The sequence below is a fragment of the Janthinobacterium sp. GW460-12-1-14-LB5 genome, from assembly GCF_059423585.1.
This window is the reverse complement of sequence record NZ_JBWKYD010000026.1, coordinates 39,651-57,611: the sequence shown is the minus strand read 5'-3', so window position 1 is coordinate 57,611 and position 17,961 is coordinate 39,651. Positions and strand designations below refer to the sequence as shown.

The following is a 17,961-nucleotide window of genomic DNA, read 5'->3' as shown; positions in this document are numbered from 1 at the left end:
CCGCGGCCTGCGTGGCGGGCGGCACGTTTGCACCGCGCCGCCAGAACTGGACTTAGGCCAGCAGGTGTTTCACGCCTTCGCGCTCTTCGGTCAGTTCTTTCAGGGTCAGGTTGATGCGCTCTTGCGAGAATGCATCGATTTCCAGACCTTGAACGATGGTGTACTCACCGTTGTCGGTGGTGACCGGGAAGCCGAACACGGTGCCTTCAGGGATGCCGTACGAACCATCCGAAGGAACGCCCATGGTGGTCCACTTGCCGTTGGTGCCCAGCATCCAGTCATGGATGTGGTCGATGGCGGCGTTCGCTGCCGACGCTGCCGACGACAGGCCGCGCGCTTCGATGATGGCCGCGCCGCGCTTGCCGACGGTCGGCAGGAAGGTGTTGGCGTTCCATTCCTGGTCGTTGATCAGGTCTTTCACAGCCTTGCCGTTGACGGTGGCGAAGCGGTAGTCGGCGTACATGGTTGGCGAGTGGTTGCCCCAGACGGTCAGCTTTTCGATGTCTTTCACGGCGGTGCCGGTCTTGGCAGCGACTTGCGACAGCGCGCGGTTGTGGTCCAGGCGCAGCATGGCGGTGAAGTTTTTCGCCGGCAGCGACGGTGCCGATTTCATGGCGATGTAGGCGTTGGTATTGGCAGGGTTGCCGACCACCAGCACTTTGACATTGCGCGAAGCGACGGCGTCGAGCGCCTTGCCTTGCACCGTGAAGATCTGCGCGTTCGCTTCCAGCAGGTCCTTGCGTTCCATGCCTGGGCCGCGTGGACGCGCGCCAACCAGTACGGCCACGTCGACATCCTTGAATGCCGTCAGCGGATCGGAGTGGGCGGTCATTTCCGTCAGCAGCGGGAATGCGCAATCGTCGATTTCCATCATCACGCCCTTGAGCGCCTTCTGGGCTTTTTCGTCCGGGATTTCAAGCAGTTGCAAGATGACAGGCTGGTCTTTGCCGAGCATGTCGCCATTGGCGATGCGGAACAACAGGGCGTAGCCGATCTGGCCGGCGGCGCCGGTCACTGCAACACGCATTGGGGTTTTAGCCATGATGAATCTCCAAAAATGGGAAAGAAAACGGGCTTGAAGCTGGGCTTACGCTTATCCGGAAAAACTATAATGATACCAAAACCGGCCCGCGCCACCGAATTGCTGGTGTACGCCGCCGTCACGCTTGTGCTGCACGAGGCCAGAGTGGCTGGCCGACAACATAAAACGCTGGCTCACAAGTTTTATCGAAGGCAGTTTAGGCCTCTGATCTGTATCTGTCAATCATATCTTATGTCTTATATAAGACAGATAACTACGAGTGTTTTACTGGACGCGGGCAGTGATTTGTGTTGAAATGTCGGACTATGAATTCCGCCTCGTCCAATCTGACCAACAATGCCACTGCTGCAAGCGGGGCGGTCAGTCCGACCGCGGGCACCCCGGCCACGCCCGTCGCTGCGGCGGCCAGTACCCCAGTCACCGTGACGGCCAGCAGCAATACCACTGCGCCCGCCGTGCCTGCAGTCACTGCATCGCCCACCTTCAGTCCCCTGTACCAGCAGATCAAGGCGCTCATTACGCAGAGCCTGCAATCGGGCGAATGGAAGCCGGGCGAGCTCATTCCCAGCGAAGTCGAGCTGGCAGGGCGCTTCAAGGTCAGCCAGGGCACGGTGCGCAAGGCCATCGATGAACTGGCAGCCGAGAACCTCGTCATGCGCCGCCAGGGCAAGGGCACTTTCGTTTCCACCCACCATGAGGCGCGCGCGCATTTCCGCTTCCTGCGCCTGGTGCCGGACGAAGGCGTGCCGCATTATCCCGAAAGCAAGTTTATCGAAGTCAAGCGCGTGCGCGCGCCGGCCGACGTGGCGCGCCTGATGGATCTGAAGTCCGGCGACGCCGTGATCTTCATCAAGCGCGTGCAGTATTTCGACGGCGTGCCGACCATCGTCGAAGAGCTGTGGCTGCCCGGCCTGATCTTCAAGGGCCTGACGGCCGAGCGCCTGGTGGAATACAAGGGCCCCATGTACGGCCTGTTCGAAACGGAATTTGGCACGCGCATGATCCGTGCGTCCGAGCAGATCCGCGCCGTGTGCGCCGATGCGGGCGCCGCGCAATTGTTAAATATCGACCTCGGCACGCCTTTGCTCAGTTCCGAGCGCGTGTCGTTTACCTACGGCGACAAGCCGGTCGAACTGCGCCGGGGCTTGTACCTGACCAGTCGCCACCATTATCAGAATGAACTCAGCTGAAGCAGCGGGATGCCTGCGGGCATCCGGAGAAGCGGCAAGGCTGAAGTGCATCGCTTGCAAGATGCCTGTCGCAAGGCGGGCAACGGAGACAACAGAAAGCGCAGCTAAAGCATGGCCGGCCCCGGCGGGCCGTGCTTTGCCGGCGATTCTGTAATTAAATTACGTGAACTACGGAAAGTAGCGCGGTATTTTGTAGTAAAAAACCATTTTGGTTATATGTAACAATAGATATTGGTATGGGTTGCGAAAATCGGCGAAAATCGCGGCTTCAATATTTAGTTGAAATTCAAAGGGGAGGTTTTTGTTATGTCTGAAGCCGTAAGAGAAGTACCAAAAAAAGAACGGCCGCAATTCCGTAACATTCATGTTACCGAATTGTCGAACTACCGCATGGCTGTCGGCGCCATCGTCTCGATCCTGCATCGTATCAGCGGTTTCATCATTTTCGCCTTGCTGCCGTGCATCCTGTACATGCTGGAACTGAGCCTGCGTTCCGAAATGTCCTACGCCTACTTCCAGGGCATCGCCTCGCACTGGTTCGTCAAGCTGATCACCCTGGGCCTGGTCTGGGCTTTCCTGCACCACTTCTGCGCCGGTATCCGTCACCTGTTCATGGATGTGCACGTTGCCATCGAGAAAGATTCGGCACGCAAGACCGCGTCGTCCGTGCTGGTCGTGAGCCTGGTGTTGACGGCTCTGGTCGCTTTGAAACTGTTTGGAGTATTTTAAACATGGCAGACAATAATATCGGACCGAAACGCCTCGTCGTCGGTGCCCATTACGGCTTGCGCGACTGGCTGGCGCAACGCGTCACCGCCATCGTCATGGTGGCATATGTTGCCATCCTGCTTATTTCTTTCTTGACTGGCAGCAACTTCAGCTATGAAGGCTGGGCTGGTCTGTTCGCACAGCAGTGGTTTAAATTGTTCAGTCTGGTGACCTTCGTCGCCCTGTTCTACCACGCATGGGTCGGCGTACGCGACATCTGGATGGACTACGTGAAAAGCGCTGGCCTCCGTCTGACCCTGCAAATTGCCACCATGCTGTGGTTGATCGCTTGTGCCGGCTGGACGGTACAGATACTCTGGAGTGTGTAATCGTGGCAGCATATAAATCTGCAATCCCTACCCGCCGCTTTGACGCGGTCATCGTTGGCGCCGGCGGTTCCGGCATGCGCGCGTCGTTGCAGCTGGCTGAAGCCGGCCTGAACGTCGCTGTTTTGTCGAAAGTTTTCCCGACCCGCTCGCACACCGTGGCGGCGCAGGGCGGTATCGGCGCGTCGCTCGGCAACATGGCCGAAGACAACTGGTTCTGGCACATGTTCGACACCGTCAAGGGCGGCGACTATCTGGGCGACCAGGATGCCATCGAATTCATGTGCCGCGAAGCACCGAAAGTCGTGTACGAACTGGAACACTTCGGCATGCCGTTTGACCGCAACCCTGACGGCACCATCTATCAGCGTCCGTTCGGCGGCCACACGGCCCACTTCGGCGAAAAGCCGGTGCAGCGCGCCTGCGCGGCAGCCGACCGTACCGGTCACGCCCTGTTGCACACCTTGTACCAGCGCAACGTGCGCGCCCGTACGCACTTCTTCGTCGAATGGATGGCACTCGACCTGATCCGTGACGCCGAAGGCGACGTGATCGGTGTTGTCGCGCTGGAAATGGAAACCGGCGAATGCATGATTCTGGAAGCAAAGACGACGGTCATGGCAACGGGCGGCGCAGGCCGCATCTTCGCCGCGTCGACGAATGCGTTCATTAATACCGGCGACGGCATGGGCATGGCGGCACGCGCCGGCCTGCCGCTGCAAGACATGGAATTCTGGCAATTCCACCCGACCGGCGTGGCCGGCGCGGGCGTATTGATCACCGAAGGCGTGCGCGGCGAAGGCGGCATCCTGATCAATAGCGAAGGCGAACGCTTCATGGAGCGCTATGCGCCGACCCTGAAGGATCTGGCGCCGCGCGACTTCGTCTCGCGTTCGATGGACCAGGAAATCAAGGAAGGCCGCGGCTGCGGTCCGAACAAGGACCACGTGATGCTGGATCTGCGCCATATCGGCGCCGACACCATCGCCAAGCGCCTGCCGTCGATTCTGGAAATCGGCCACAAGTTCGCCAACGTCGACGCCACCAAGGAACCGATTCCTGTCGTGCCGACGATTCACTACCAGATGGGCGGCATTCCGACGAACATCCACGGCCAGGTTGTCACCCCGACCGGTCCGGACAATTCGGCGAAGGTCGTCAACGGCCTGTACGCGATCGGCGAATGCGCCTGCGTTTCCGTGCACGGCGCCAACCGCCTGGGTACGAACTCGCTGCTCGACCTGGTGGTCTTCGGCCGCGCGGCCGGTAACCACATCGTCAACAGCGGCCTGAAAGCCAAGGAAAACAAGCCTTTGCCAGCCGATGCTGCCGATTTCGCCATGGGCCGTCTGCAGCGCCTGGAAAACTCGACCGGCACGGAAACCGTGCAGGGCGTGGCCAACGACATCCGCGCAACGATGCAGAAGTACTGCGGCGTGTTCCGTACCGACGAGATGCTGAACAAGGGCGTCGAAGAAATCATGAAGCTCGACGAGCGCCGCAAGCACGTCTCCTTCAAGGATAAATCGATGGTCTTCAACACGGCCCGCGTGGAAGCGCTGGAGCTGGACAACCTGATCGAAACGGCGAAAGCGACCATCGTTTCGGCGGCAGCGCGCAAGGAATCGCGCGGCGCCCACGCCCAGGACGACCATCCGCAACGTGACGACGACAACTGGATGAAGCACACTCTGTGGTATTCGGAAGGCAACCGACTGGAATACAAGCCAGTCGTGACCAAGCCGCTGACGGTTGATACCTTCAAACCGAAACCACGTACTTTCTAAGGCTATACCATGGCACGCACTCTTAAATTCAAAATCTACCGCTACGATCCTGACCAGGATGCCAAGCCGTACATGCAAGACCTGACGGTCGAACTGAAAGACACCGACAAGATGCTGCTCGACGCATTGCAGCGCATCAAGGCGGACGTCGATGACTCGCTGGCCCTGCGCCGCTCGTGCCGCGAAGGCGTGTGCGGTTCGGACGCGATGAACATCAACGGCAAGAACGGCCTGGCATGCACCACCAACCTGAACGAACTGTCGGAGCCTATCGTGCTGCGTCCGTTGCCAGGCTTGCCGGTCATCCGCGACCTGATCGTCGACATGACGCAATTTTTCAAGCAGTACGATTCGATCAAGCCTTTCCTGATCAACGATTCGATCCCGCCTGAAAAAGAACGCCTGCAGTCGCCGGAACAGCGCGAAGAACTCGATGGCCTGTACGAGTGCATCCTGTGCGCATGCTGCTCCACGTCGTGCCCGTCGTTCTGGTGGAATCCGGACAAATTCGTCGGCCCGGCCGGCCTGCTGCAAGCCTACCGCTTCATCGCCGATTCGCGCGACGAAGCCACGGGCGCGCGTCTGGACAACCTGGAAGACCCGTACCGCCTGTTCCGCTGCCATTCGATCATGAACTGCGTCGATGTCTGCCCGAAAGGGTTGAACCCGAACAAGGCGATCGGCAAGATCAAGGAATTGATGGTCCGCCGCGCGATCTGATCCTCGTGATCGCGTCCGCCGGGCGCCGTTTGCGGGAAGAGGGTATCCTCTCTTGCCTGCAGGCGGCGCCTGCAAAGCAGCATCGTGCCGCAAGGCACACGTAAAGTGGTAAACCAAATGACAGAATCAATTTTGTCCTCGCATCAGGCCGACCCGGCCAACCGCGCCCGCCTGCGCTGGCGTTCACGCCGTGGCCTGCTGGAAAACGACATTATCCTGACCCGTTTTCTCGATGCGTATGAAACCGAATTGACCGATGAAGAAGTTGACGCGCTGACGCGTTTGCTGGATTTGTCGGACAATGCGTTAATGGATCTGGTACTGGCCCGTAAAGAGCCGGAAGGCGAAGTCGATCTGCCGCATGTGCGCGCACTGCTGCAACGACTGCGCATTGCCTAGACGCCTGGGCGATATATTGCAAACGGTGCGAGTGGCGCGCTGTAGCACTGCCGAATGCGGTGCGAATTGCAGCCAGAATTTTTGATTTTAATTTCGACTCACTCCCGAGAAGGAAGAGCCCATGAATATCTCTGACACAAAAGCTACCCTGTCGTTCTCCGATGGCAGCCCATCGCTTGAATTTCCAATCTACAAAGGCACGGTTGGCCCGGACGTCATCGACATCCGCAAACTGTACGCCGGTAGCGGCAAGTTCACCTACGACCCAGGCTTTATGTCGACGGCCGCCTGCAACTCGTCGATCACCTACATCGACGGCGACAAGGGCGAGCTGCTGTACCGTGGTTACCCGATCGAACAGTTGGCCGTCAACGCCGACTTCATGGAATCGTGCTACCTGCTGCTGAACGGCGAATTGCCGAACGCGGCGCAGAAAGCCAAGTTCGTCGACACCGTCACCAAGCACACGATGGTGCACGAACAGATGCAATTCTTCTTCCGTGGCTTCCGCCGCGACGCGCATCCGATGTCGGTCCTGGTGGGCACCGTCGGCGCGCTGGCATCGTTCTACCATGACTCGCTGGACATCAACGACCCGCGTCACCGCGAAGTGTCGGCCATCCGCCTGATCGCGAAGATGCCAACCCTGGTCGCCATGACCTACAAGTACTCGGTCGGCCAGCCGTTCGTGTACCCGCGCAACGACCTGTCGTACAGCGCCAACTTCATGCACATGATGTTTGCCAACCCGTGCGAAGAGTACAAGGTCAATGACGTGCTGGTGCGCGCCCTGGACCGCATCCTGATCCTGCACGCGGACCACGAGCAGAACGCATCGACTTCGACCGTCCGTCTGGCCGGTTCGTCGGGCGCCAACCCGTTCGCCTGTATCGCTGCCGGTATCGCCTGCCTGTGGGGTCCTGCCCACGGCGGCGCCAACGAAGCGGCACTCAACATGCTGAAGGAAATCGGCACCGTCGAGAACATCCCTGCCTTCATCGCGCAAGTCAAGGACAAGAACTCGGGCGTCAAGCTGATGGGCTTTGGCCACCGCGTGTACAAGAACTTCGACCCACGCGCCAAGCTGATGCGTGAAACCTGCTACGAAGTGCTGCAAGAACTGGGGCTGCAAGACGACCCGCTGTTCAAGCTGGCGATGGAACTGGAAAAGATTGCGCTGAACGACGAGTACTTCGTGTCGCGCAAACTGTACCCGAACGTCGACTTCTATTCGGGCATCGTGCAATCGGCGCTGGGCATCCCTGTGTCGCTGTTCACCGGTATCTTCGCTATGGCCCGTACGATCGGCTGGATCGCCCAGTGGAACGAAATGATCGCCGACCCAGAGCAAAAAATCGGCCGTCCGCGCCAGCTGTTCGTCGGTTCGACCACGCGTGAAGTACTGCCACTGGACAAGCGTTAATCCAGAGCGGTATTGAGCAAACAAAAAACGGGCATCGGCCCGTTTTTTTATGCGCGCGGAAGAGGCATGACTCAGTCGAGCGCCGCCAGCAGCGACTGCAGGCAAACGCTGCCGCCTTCGAGTTGCAGGCTGGCGCCATCGTGAATGTGCGGCAGGACGATGCAGCGCGGCGCATTGTGCTTGAGGATGCCGCCCCAGTGGGCAACCCTGGCGCCGGCCTGGCGACGGATCGCCTCGACCGTCGCGCCGCTGGCGAGGATGCGGGCTTGCGGAAAGGCTTGCCGCAGCACGCCCAGGCCGAAATACGCTTGCGGCTCGGCCGCGCTGATATAGATGGTGGTCAGGCGCTTGCCGCTGGCGGCGATGGTGTGCGCTAACTGCGCCGCATCGTCGCGCAGGAACTGGGCATTGACGAGGATGGCATCGGCCGCGCCGCTCAGCAGCAACGAAGTGGACGGTGCGCGGCCCAGCACATCGAGGCGGAAGGTTTCCAGGGTGCGGGAGAGGAGGGCGGCGCATGCAAGCATATTATTCTTTCGATATCAGATACTCTTGTCGCATATTATCCTTTCGACCAGGCGCGACAAATAGGGTAGATTGCAATACTTAGTTGCATGGATCGGATGAATCAAGGGAGGGTTGCAGATGGACCGTATCACCGCCGCACAAGTATTCGTCGCCATCGCCGAGCGGGGCAGCATGGTGGCCGCCAGCGAGGCGCTCGACATGTCGCGCGCCATGGTGACGCGCTACCTGGCCGAGATGGAGCAGTGGGCGGGGGCGCGCCTGTTGCACCGCACCACGCGGCGTTTGAGTCTGACGGATGCGGGCGACGCGACGCTGGCGCGCTGCCGGCAGATGCTGGAAGTGGCCGGCGCCATGGCCGTCACGTCGCCCGAGGGTCTTGACACGCCGCACGGCTTGCTGCGCATCACCTGTTCGCAATCCCTGGCGCAGACGGCGCTCGCTGGCGCAGTGACCGCTTACCTGCGGCGCTACCCGCGCGCCGCCGTCGACCTGCAGATGGAGAACCGCGCCGTCAATCTGGTGGAGCAGCGCATCGACCTGGCGATCCGCATCACGAACGCGCTCGAACCGAACCTGATCGCGCGCCAGCTGGCCAGTTGCGCCTCGGTGGTGTGCGCCGCACCATCGTATCTGGCCGCGCACGGCACGCCGCGCCGGGCGGAAGACCTGGCCCTGCACAATTGCCTGACGTACACGTATTTCGGCAAGAGCCTGTGGCAGTTCACTCATCATGGGGAAGCGCTCACTGTGCCCGTCAGCGGCCGCCTGTCGGCGAATGAGTCGCTGGTGCTGCTGGTGGCCACGGTGGCGGGGGCGGGCATCGCCATGCAGCCGCGCTATTCGGCCGCGCCGCTGATCGCCAGCGGCCAGCTGGTGGAACTGCTGCCCGCCTACCAGCCGCAGGACATGGGCATCTACGGTGTCTATACCTCGCGCCAGCATATGTCGCCGCTGCTGCGCACCATGCTCGACTTCCTGGTGGAGTGGTTTGCCGGCGATGCCGATTGGCTGGCAGCCATCGCGCCGCCGTTGCCAGGCAGACCAGTTGGTCGCAGGCGGCACGCCGGCAGGGCCGCCGATGTGTTGTAAGCATAACAGTGACAGGCTTGCAAGCCCGGGAAAATCAACAACACAGCTTACATTTGCTTGCCAAATAAAATTCAACTTGCAGTTGTTGCGTTACAATACCGCGTGCTATTCTAAATGACGGTATGCAGAATGCTGGTGCAATAAAAAAGCCCTTCCCCACAACTTGATGTGCAATCCGCTAACCGGTCAGGCCGTGTCGCGGAAGGTTAGATTAACCCGCTAATTCCTCGCGAAGCGCGAAGAAAGGTGAGCAATATATGCAGCAATTAACGACCAACTCCTACCTGTTCGGTGGGAATGCTCCGTACGTGGAAGACCTGTACGAGGCGTATCTGAATAATCCAGGCTCGGTACCCGATAACTGGCGTTCCTACTTCGACGCCATGCAGCACGTGCCTGCCGTCGACGGCACCAACAAGCCTGACGTGGCGCATGCCTCCGTCGTCGCCTCGTTCGCCGAGCGCGCAAAAGCAGGTCCGATCCGCACAGTGACCGCTTCCTTCGATGCTGAAATGGGCCGCAAGCGCGTCGCCGCCACGCAACTGATCGCCGCTTACCGCTACCTCGGTTCGCATTGGGCCAATCTGGACCCGCTGCAACGCCAGGAACGTCCGATGATCCCGGAACTGGAGCCGAGCTTCTACGGTTTCACCGACGCGGACATGGACACCGTGTTCAACATCAGCAATACCTATTTTGGCCCCGAGACCGCCACCCTGCGCGATCTGCTGAACTATCTGCGCGATACCTACACGCGTTCGATCGGCGCCGAATTCATGTACATCTCCGACCCGGCCGAAAAGCGCTGGCTGCAAGAGAAACTGGAATCGATCCGCTCCACCCCGAATTTCACCCCAGAGAAAAAAATCCACATCCTCGACCGCCTGACCGCGGCTGAAGGCCTGGAACGCTATCTGCATACCCGCTACGTGGGCCAGAAGCGCTTCTCCCTGGAAGGCGGCGAAACGTTCATCGCCTCGATGGATGAAACCATCCAGCGCGCCGGCGAAAAAGGCGTGCAGGAAATCGTCATCGGCATGGCCCACCGCGGCCGTCTGAACGTACTGGTGAACACCCTGGGCAAGGCGCCGCAGGAACTGTTCGAAGAATTCGAAGGCAAGCATGGCGACGACCTGCCTGCCGGCGACGTGAAGTACCATCAAGGCTTCTCGTCGGACATCTCCACCGCGGGCGGCCCGGTCCACCTGTCGCTGGCGTTCAACCCGTCGCACCTGGAAATCGTCAACCCAGTGGTCGAAGGTTCCGTCAAGGCCCGCATGGATCGCCGCGGCGACGTGCACGGCGCGCAAGTGCTGCCTATCCTGGTGCACGGCGATGCCGCTTTCGCCGGCCAGGGCGTGGTCATGGAAACCCTGAACCTGGCGCAGACCCGCGGCTACGGCACGGGCGGCACGGTGCATATCGTGATCAACAACCAGATCGGTTTCACCACCTCGGACCCGCGCGACTCGCGCTCGACCCTGTACTGCTCGGACGTCGTCAAGATGATCGAAGCACCGGTCCTGCACATCAACGCCGATGATCCGGAAGCCGTGGTGCTGGCGACGCAGATCGCGCTCGACTACCGCATGGAATTCAAGAAGGACATCGTCCTCGACATCATCTGCTACCGCAAGCTGGGCCACAACGAGCAGGATACGCCAGCGCTGACGCAGCCGCTGATGTACAAGCGCATCGGCCAGCATCCAGGCACCCGCAAGCTGTACGCGGACAAGCTGGTTGCGCAAGGCGTGATCCCTGCCGATGGCGGCGACAAGATGGTGGCCGCCTTCCGCGACGCCATGGACGCCGGCAAGCACACCGTCGATCCGGTCATCTCGAACTTCAAGAACAAGTACGCCGTCGACTGGCTGCCGTTCCTGAACAAGAAATGGACCGACTCGGCCGACACGGCCGTGCCGATGACGGAACTGAAACGCCTGGCCGCGCGCATCACCACCGTGCCGGAACAGTTCAAGGTCCACTCGCTGGTCGAGAAAGTCCTGGGCGACCGCGCCACCATGGGCCGCGGCGAAATGAACCTGGACTGGGGCATGGGCGAACATCTGGCCTACGCTTCGCTGGTATCGTCCGGCTACGCCATCCGCCTGACGGGCCAGGATGCTGGCCGCGGCACCTTCGTGCACCGTCACGCCGTGCTGCATGACCAGAACCGCGAGCGCTGGGATGCCGGTACCTACATTCCGCTGCAAAACGTGTCGGAAAACCAGGCGCCGTTCACCGTCATCGACTCGGTGCTGTCCGAAGAAGCCGTACTGGCCTTCGAATACGGCTACTCGACCGCTGAACCGAACACGCTGACGATCTGGGAAGCCCAGTTCGGCGACTTCGCCAACGGCGCGCAAGTGGTGATCGACCAATTCATCAGCTCCGGCGAAGTGAAGTGGGGCCGCGCTTCGGGCCTGGTCATGATGCTGCCGCACGGTTACGAAGGCCAGGGTCCTGAGCACTCGTCCGCGCGTCCCGAGCGTTTCCTGCAGCTGTGCGCAGACAACAACATGCAAGTGGTGCAGCCGACGACGGCTTCGCAGATCTTCCATTTGCTGCGCCGCCAGATGGTGCGCCAGTTCCGCAAGCCGCTGGTCATCCTGACGCCGAAGTCGCTGCTGCGCAACAAGGATGCCGGTTCGCCGCTGACCGACCTGGCCAAGGGCGGTTTCCAGACCGTCATCGGCGAAGTCGACGACAAAATCGACGCCAAGAAAGTCAAGCGCGTGGTCGCCTGCTCGGGCAAGGTCTACTACGACCTGGTCAACGCACGCAAGACCCGCGGCCAGACCGACACGGCCATCGTGCGCCTGGAACAGCTGTATCCGTTCCCGCACAAGTCGTTCGCTGCTGAACTGAAGAAGTTCCCGAACCTGGTCGAAGTCGTCTGGGCACAGGACGAGCCGCAAAACCAGGGTGCCTGGTTCCAGATCCAGCACAACATCTTCGAAGGCCTGGAATCGGGTCAGCGTCTGGCCTACGCCGGCCGTCCTGCTTCGGCGTCGCCTGCTGTCGGTTACTATGACAAGCACTACGCCCAGCAAAAAGACCTGCTGGAAACGGCATTCTCGAAGCTGAAGGGCTTTATCCTGACCAAGTAAGGATAACGGGCGCCGTGCGATGCGCATTGCGCCTGATCAAGATGATGACGGAGCGCCGTCCTTGCTACGCAGGGTCGGCGCCGCAATAACAAAATAAACGGAGTTTTACATGGCACAAATCGAAGTCAAAGTTCCCCAGTTGTCGGAATCGGTTGCGGAAGCGACCCTGCTGGCATGGCACAAGAAAGTCGGCGAAGCAGTTGCGCGCGACGAAAACATGATCGATATCGAAACCGATAAAGTGGTGCTGGAACTGCCGGCGCCCGCCGCCGGCGTGATCGTTCAAATCATCAAGGCTGACGGCGCCACCGTCGTCGCCGGCGAAGTCATCGCCATCATCGACACCGACGGCTCGGCCAAGGTCAGCCCGATGGAAGTGTCCGCCGTGCCTGCACCAGCCCTGGCTGCCGCCGCACAAGACGCCGCTACCGCGTCCGCGCCAGCCGCTGCGACCAAAGGCGATGTCGCCATGCCTGCCGCCGCCAAGATCCTGTCCGAAAAAGGCCTGTCCGCTGGCGACGTCGCCGGTTCGGGCAAAGACGGCCGCGTGACCAAGGGCGACGCCCTGGCCGCTTCCGCCAAGCCAGCTGTCGCGCCACTGGCGCCAGCCGCTGCCAAGCCAGCGCTGCAGCAAGTTGCCACGCCGTCGGCCGCCAGCCTGGGCGACCGCCCTGAAGAGCGCGTGCCGATGAGCCGCCTGCGCGCACGTATCGCCGAGCGCCTGCTGCAATCGCAATCGACGAACGCCATCCTGACCACGTTCAATGAAGTGAACATGCAGCCGGTCATCGACCTGCGCAACAAGTACAAGGACAAGTTCGAGAAAGAGCACGGCGTCAAGCTGGGCTTCATGTCCTTCTTCGTCAAGGCCGCCGTCGCCGCCCTGAAAAAGTACCCGATCATCAACGCTTCCGTTGACGGCAACGACATCGTCTACCACGGCTACTTCGACATCGGCATCGCTGTCGGTTCGCCGCGTGGCCTGGTCGTGCCTATCATCCGCAACGCGGACCAGCTGTCGATCGCCGACATCGAGAAAAAAATCGGTGAATTCGGCGCGAAAGCCAAGGAAGGCAAGCTGACCCTGGACGACCTGACGGGCGGCACGTTCTCGATCTCGAACGGCGGCACCTTCGGCTCCATGCTGTCGACCCCGATCATCAACCCGCCGCAATCGGCGATCCTGGGCGTGCATGCGACCAAGGACCGCGCTGTCGTGGAAAACGGCCAGATCGTGGTGCGTCCGATGAACTACCTGGCCATGTCCTACGACCACCGCATCATCGACGGCCGCGAAGCCGTCCTGGGCCTGGTGGCGATGAAAGAAGCGCTGGAAGATCCTGCACGCCTGCTGCTGGACCTGTAAGCACTGTAGTCCCCCGGCGTAGCCGCCGGGGCAATGTAGCTGATACCCCTTGCCAGAAGACGCAGCTGGCTGATCTCAATGAAAGAGGATTCCCATGAACGTCTCTGAAGAAATCAAGCGTCTGCACGAGTTGCACCTGGCGGGCGCCCTGAGCGACGCGGAATTCGCGCAAGCGAAAGCCAAGCTCTTGAGCAATATCAACCTGGACAAGCCGGACAACGCGTCCGGCGCCGCTGCCGGCTCCGGCCCGGCGAACGACCTGGTGCAGGAATTCAACCGCCTGCGCCGTTCGCGCAACGACCGCTGGTTCGGTGGCGTGTGCGGCGGCCTGGGCCGCGCTTCCGGCATGGAAGCGTGGATCTGGCGCCTCGTCTTCGTCCTGTTTACATTGACCTTCGGCTTCGGCGTGGTGATTTACCTTCTATTGTGGATTTTCGTACCAGACGAAGAGATTGGAATAACAAAACATGAGTACTAAACAATTTGACGTAGTTGTCATCGGTGCGGGCCCTGGCGGCTACATCGCCGCCATCCGCGCAGCGCAGCTGGGCTTTTCCGTCGCTTGCGTCGACGAGTGGTCGAACGCCAAGGGCGGCGCCGCGCCTGGCGGTACCTGCACCAACGTCGGCTGCATCCCGTCGAAAGCGCTGCTGCAATCGTCCGAGCATTTCGAACACGCGGGCCACAGCTTCGCCGAGCACGGCATCGACGTCGCCGGCCTGAAGCTGAACCTGGGCCAGATGCTCAAGCGCAAGGACACCGTCGTCAAGCAGAACAACGACGGCATCCTGTACCTGTTCAAGAAGAACAAGATCGCCTTCTTCCACGGCCGCGCCGCTTTCGCTGCCGCCGCTGCTGGCACGTATGACATCAGCGTGACGGGCGAAGCCAACGAAACCCTGAGCGCCAAGCACGTGGTCATCGCCACGGGTTCGAACGCACGCGAACTGCCGGGCGCACCATTCGACGAGAAACTGATCCTGTCGAACACGGGCGCACTGGCCATCGACGCCGTACCCGCCAAGCTGGGCGTCATCGGCGCCGGCGTGATCGGCCTGGAAATGGGCAGCGTCTGGCGCCGCCTGGGTTCCGACGTCACCGTGCTGGAAGGCCTGCCGGTCTTCCTGGGCGCCGTCGACGAGCAGATCGCCAAGGAAGCGTCGAAGTTGTTCACGAAGCAAGGCTTGAAGATCAACCTCGGTTGCAAGATCGGTGCGATCACGCCAGGCAAGAAAGACGTCACCGTGGAATTCGTGGACGCCAAGGGCGAAGCGCAAAAAGCCGTGTTCGACAAGCTGATCATCTCGATCGGCCGCACGCCGAACACGAATGGCCTGGGTGCCGACAAGGTCGGCCTGCAGCTGGACGAACGCGGCTTCATCGCCGTCGACGGCGACTGCAAGACCAACCTGCCGAACGTCTGGGCAGTGGGCGACGTCGTGCGCGGCCCGATGCTGGCGCACAAGGCCGAAGAAGAAGGCGTTGCCGTGGCCGAGCGTATCGCCGGCCAGCATGGCCACACCAACTTCAACACGATTCCTTGGGTAATCTACACCTCGCCGGAAATCGCGTGGGTCGGCAAGACCGAGCAAACCCTGAAGGCCGAAGGCATCGCCTACAAGGCCGGCACCTTCCCGTTCATGGCCAACGGCCGTGCGCGCGCGCTGGGCGACACCTCGGGCATGGTGAAATTCCTGGCCGATGCGACTACCGATGAAATCCTCGGCGTGCACATCGTCGGCCCGATGGCCTCCGAACTGATTTCCGAAGCCGTCGTGGCGATGGAATTCAAGGCTTCGGCCGAAGACATCGCGCGCATCTGCCACGCTCACCCATCCCTGTCGGAAGCGACCAAGGAAGCGGCACTGGCGGTTGACAAGCGTACGTTGAACTTTTAATTGTAGTTAGTCCAGCAGGGGCGCTCGCGGATTTTTTCCGCCGGCGCCCTTGTGCGTTAAAGCGAATCCCATGAACGTAGAAGAGTTTTACCAGCACGCGCTGCAGAAGCGTGATTTCAAGGCCGACGCCGCCCAGCGGCGCGCGGTCGACCGCCTGCAGCTGTGCTATGACGAGTGGGTGGCTTACAAGGGCCAGCGTTCGAGCACCTTCAAGCGCCTGATCAACCGTCCCGCCGTGCCGAAAGGCGTGTACATGTGGGGCGGGGTAGGGCGCGGCAAATCGTTCCTGATGGACAGCTTTTATTCGGTCGTGCCCCTGGTGCGCAAGACGCGATTGCACTTCCACGAATTCATGCGCGGCGTGCACCAGCAGCTCGACGAATTGAAAGGCGTGGCCGACCCGCTCGACGAGGTGGCCAAGCGCATCGCCAAGAAATACCGCCTCATCTGTTTCGATGAATTCCACGTCTCGGACATCGCCGACGCGATGATCCTGTACAACCTGCTGTCGGCCCTGTTCGCCAATGGCGTGTCCTTCATCATGACCTCGAATTACGACCCCGACCTGCTGTATCCGGACGGCCTGCACCGCGACCGCATGCTGCCGACCATCGCGCTGCTGAAGGACAAGCTCGACGTGATGAACGTCGACGCCGGCGTCGATTACCGCGGCCGCGCCCTGGAACAGGTGGAAAGTTACTATACCCCGCTCGGTGCGGATACGGACCGCTCCCTGCGCGACGCCTACACGCGCATCGCCGAGACGGCCGACGAAGATGCGCGCATCCGCATCGAGAGCCGCGAAATCCATTGCCTGCGCCGCGCCGGCGGCATCATCTGGTTCGATTTCGCCACCCTGTGCGGCGGGCCCCGCTCGCAAAATGATTACCTGGAAATCGCCAGCCGCTTCCATACGGTGATATTGTCCGGGATACCGGCCATGTCGGCGGCGCAGTCGTCCGAGGCGCGCCGCTTTACCTGGCTGATCGACGTGTTTTATGATCAGAAAGTCAAGCTGATCATGTCGGCCGAAGTGGCGCCCGAGCAGCTGTACACGAACGGTACGCTGGCCAACGAGTTTCACCGCACCGTTTCGCGTATCATCGAGATGCAATCGCGCGAATACATGGAAAAAGAACAGCGCGGCGCGGCCGACGCGATCGTTTGAGGCAGGGATAAGGAAGATGATGGCAAATACACTATACAAGCTGGGTGCGGCGCTGGGCCTGGTTCTGGCATTGTCCGGCTGCGCGCACCAGGGCGGTGCCGCGTTGGATGAGGTCGGTGTACCGCAGGTGCCCGCCACCTTGTCGGTGGACGAAGCGGACGCCAAGCTGAAGCAGGTCGCCAGCGAGCGCGAGGCCGCGGAAAACGAGTTCGCCGCGCGCGAACTGGAGTGCTACGACAAGTTCTTCGTGAACAATTGCCTGGACAAGGCCAAGGAAAAGCGCCGCCTGATCCTCGTGCGCCTGCGCGCCGTCGAAGCGGAAGCGAATTACTTCAAGCGCGCCGAATCCGTGCGCCTGCGCGATATCGACCTGGCCCGGACCCAGGAAGATGCGCGCCTGGACGCCGAGCAGCGGGCCGCGGCTCCGCCCAAGCCCGTGAAAGTGGTCACGCCCGAGCCGGCGCCGCCCAAGCCGGAAGGCAAGAGCGTTGCCGAGCGCGAAGCTGCGCAAGCGGCGAAGGTGGCGAAACAGGCTGCCGCCGATGCCGCCGACGCGCCGCGCCGCGCGGCCCGCGAAGCGGCGTATGCGAAAAAACAGGCTGACGCCGTGGCACGCCAGCAAAGAGTGGCGCAACGGCTGGCCGAGCGCCAGGCCGAAGCGCAGGCCAAGGCTGCCAAGGCCGCCGCGGAGGCTGCCGGCACGCCGGCCGCTGCTGTCCCTGTTCCAGTGCCCGTGCCGCCGGCCAAATAACGCCGCCGCGCAGGGGGCATGCCGGAAATGGCGTGCCCTAACGCGCGCGGCAGGTTAAACTATGCACCATGGCTGCCTGCGTATGCTGCGCGCGCCGGTTTCCCAACACTGTTACCAACACTGCCTGGAACGCAACACATGAGCGATGCACAGCAAATAGAGCGGCGCCTGATTGAACTCAACGTGGAACACCGCGACCTCGATGCCGTCATCGAGTTGCTGATACTCGATGGCCACCATGACGAGCTGCAACTGCGCCGCCTGAAAAAGCGCAAATTGCAATTGAAGGATCACATCACCTTGCTGAAAATGCAGTTGGTGCCCGACGTTCCCGCCTGAGGGGCGCCAGTAGCGTCCAGTCCAGTCTTCACCTAAGTATATTTTGACCGATCACAA

Annotated in this window: 17 protein-coding genes; 15 read left to right on the top strand and 2 right to left on the bottom strand. The window is 61.1% G+C overall.

The features are described 5' to 3' along the window. Positions 1 to 52 precede the first annotated feature (52 nt). A complete protein-coding gene (locus AC07X6_RS23425; RefSeq protein WP_230542180.1) occupies positions 53 to 1,042 on the bottom strand; it encodes a malate dehydrogenase in 990 nt (329 codons plus the stop codon). 305 nt (positions 1,043 to 1,347) lie between these two features. Here AC07X6_RS23425 and AC07X6_RS23420 point away from each other — a divergent pair, with 305 nt between their 5' ends. From AC07X6_RS23420 to gltA, 7 genes are all read left to right on the top strand, one after another. Continuing rightward, complete coding sequence (locus AC07X6_RS23420; protein ID WP_230542179.1) at positions 1,348 to 2,232, top strand: GntR family transcriptional regulator; 885 nt, start codon at positions 1,348 to 1,350, stop codon at positions 2,230 to 2,232. Positions 2,233 to 2,538: 306 nt separating this feature from the next. After that, positions 2,539 to 2,961: a succinate dehydrogenase, cytochrome b556 subunit gene (gene sdhC / locus AC07X6_RS23415; RefSeq protein ID WP_034752080.1), complete on the top strand. Its 423-nt coding sequence runs from the start codon at positions 2,539 to 2,541 to the stop codon at positions 2,959 to 2,961. Between the two features lie 2 nt (positions 2,962 to 2,963). Beyond that, positions 2,964 to 3,329 (top strand): succinate dehydrogenase, hydrophobic membrane anchor protein, encoded by a 366-nt coding sequence (sdhD, locus tag AC07X6_RS23410; protein ID WP_034752078.1) that lies wholly within the window; start codon positions 2,964 to 2,966, stop codon positions 3,327 to 3,329. A gap of 2 nt (positions 3,330 to 3,331) precedes the next feature. Continuing rightward, entirely contained in the window at positions 3,332 to 5,113 is a 1,782-nt protein-coding gene (gene sdhA, locus AC07X6_RS23405; RefSeq protein WP_230542178.1) for a succinate dehydrogenase flavoprotein subunit, read from the top strand. Between the two features lie 9 nt (positions 5,114 to 5,122). After that, positions 5,123 to 5,833, top strand: a complete 711-nt coding sequence (locus AC07X6_RS23400) for a succinate dehydrogenase iron-sulfur subunit (RefSeq protein WP_034752075.1) — start codon at positions 5,123 to 5,125, stop codon at positions 5,831 to 5,833. A 117-nt stretch (positions 5,834 to 5,950) separates the two neighbouring features. Continuing rightward, complete coding sequence (locus tag AC07X6_RS23395; protein WP_034752073.1) at positions 5,951 to 6,232, top strand: FAD assembly factor SdhE; 282 nt, start codon at positions 5,951 to 5,953, stop codon at positions 6,230 to 6,232. 121 nt (positions 6,233 to 6,353) lie between these two features. Then, positions 6,354 to 7,655 (top strand): citrate synthase, encoded by a 1,302-nt coding sequence (gene gltA, locus AC07X6_RS23390; RefSeq protein ID WP_034752071.1) that lies wholly within the window; start codon positions 6,354 to 6,356, stop codon positions 7,653 to 7,655. Positions 7,656 to 7,726: 71 nt separating this feature from the next. Here gltA and AC07X6_RS23385 read toward each other — a convergent pair whose 3' ends face one another. Next, positions 7,727 to 8,182: an MBL fold metallo-hydrolase gene (locus AC07X6_RS23385; protein WP_494792542.1), complete on the bottom strand. Its 456-nt coding sequence runs from the start codon at positions 8,180 to 8,182 to the stop codon at positions 7,727 to 7,729. A gap of 118 nt (positions 8,183 to 8,300) precedes the next feature. On the opposite strand from AC07X6_RS23385, the gene AC07X6_RS23380 reads away from it, so the two are divergent. From AC07X6_RS23380 to AC07X6_RS23345, 8 genes are all read left to right on the top strand, one after another. Next, a complete protein-coding gene (locus tag AC07X6_RS23380) occupies positions 8,301 to 9,272 on the top strand; it encodes a LysR family transcriptional regulator (RefSeq protein WP_474292142.1) in 972 nt (323 codons plus the stop codon). Between the two features lie 257 nt (positions 9,273 to 9,529). Continuing rightward, complete coding sequence (locus AC07X6_RS23375) at positions 9,530 to 12,382, top strand: 2-oxoglutarate dehydrogenase E1 component (protein WP_230542175.1); 2,853 nt, start codon at positions 9,530 to 9,532, stop codon at positions 12,380 to 12,382. A 109-nt stretch (positions 12,383 to 12,491) separates the two neighbouring features. Next, on the top strand, positions 12,492 to 13,748 hold the full coding sequence (odhB, locus tag AC07X6_RS23370; RefSeq protein WP_230542174.1) for a 2-oxoglutarate dehydrogenase complex dihydrolipoyllysine-residue succinyltransferase: 1,257 nt from the start codon (positions 12,492 to 12,494) through the stop codon (positions 13,746 to 13,748). 94 nt (positions 13,749 to 13,842) lie between these two features. Beyond that, on the top strand, positions 13,843 to 14,226 hold the full coding sequence (locus AC07X6_RS23365; RefSeq protein WP_230542173.1) for a PspC domain-containing protein: 384 nt from the start codon (positions 13,843 to 13,845) through the stop codon (positions 14,224 to 14,226). Continuing rightward, a complete protein-coding gene (lpdA, locus tag AC07X6_RS23360) occupies positions 14,216 to 15,646 on the top strand; it encodes a dihydrolipoyl dehydrogenase (protein WP_230542172.1) in 1,431 nt (476 codons plus the stop codon). Before AC07X6_RS23365 ends, lpdA begins: the two co-directional genes overlap by 11 nt. A gap of 70 nt (positions 15,647 to 15,716) precedes the next feature. Continuing rightward, positions 15,717 to 16,814 carry a cell division protein ZapE gene (zapE, locus tag AC07X6_RS23355; RefSeq protein WP_230542171.1) on the top strand — a complete coding sequence of 366 codons (1,098 nt, stop codon included), beginning with the start codon at positions 15,717 to 15,719 and terminating at the stop codon, positions 16,812 to 16,814. Positions 16,815 to 16,833: 19 nt separating this feature from the next. Beyond that, entirely contained in the window at positions 16,834 to 17,565 is a 732-nt protein-coding gene (locus tag AC07X6_RS23350; RefSeq protein ID WP_230542170.1) for a hypothetical protein, read from the top strand. 138 nt (positions 17,566 to 17,703) lie between these two features. Next, the gene (locus tag AC07X6_RS23345; protein WP_034752051.1) at positions 17,704 to 17,904 is read left to right on the top strand and encodes a YdcH family protein; all 201 of its coding nucleotides are present in this window, start codon (positions 17,704 to 17,706) and stop codon (positions 17,902 to 17,904) included. Positions 17,905 to 17,961: the final 57 nt, after the last annotated feature.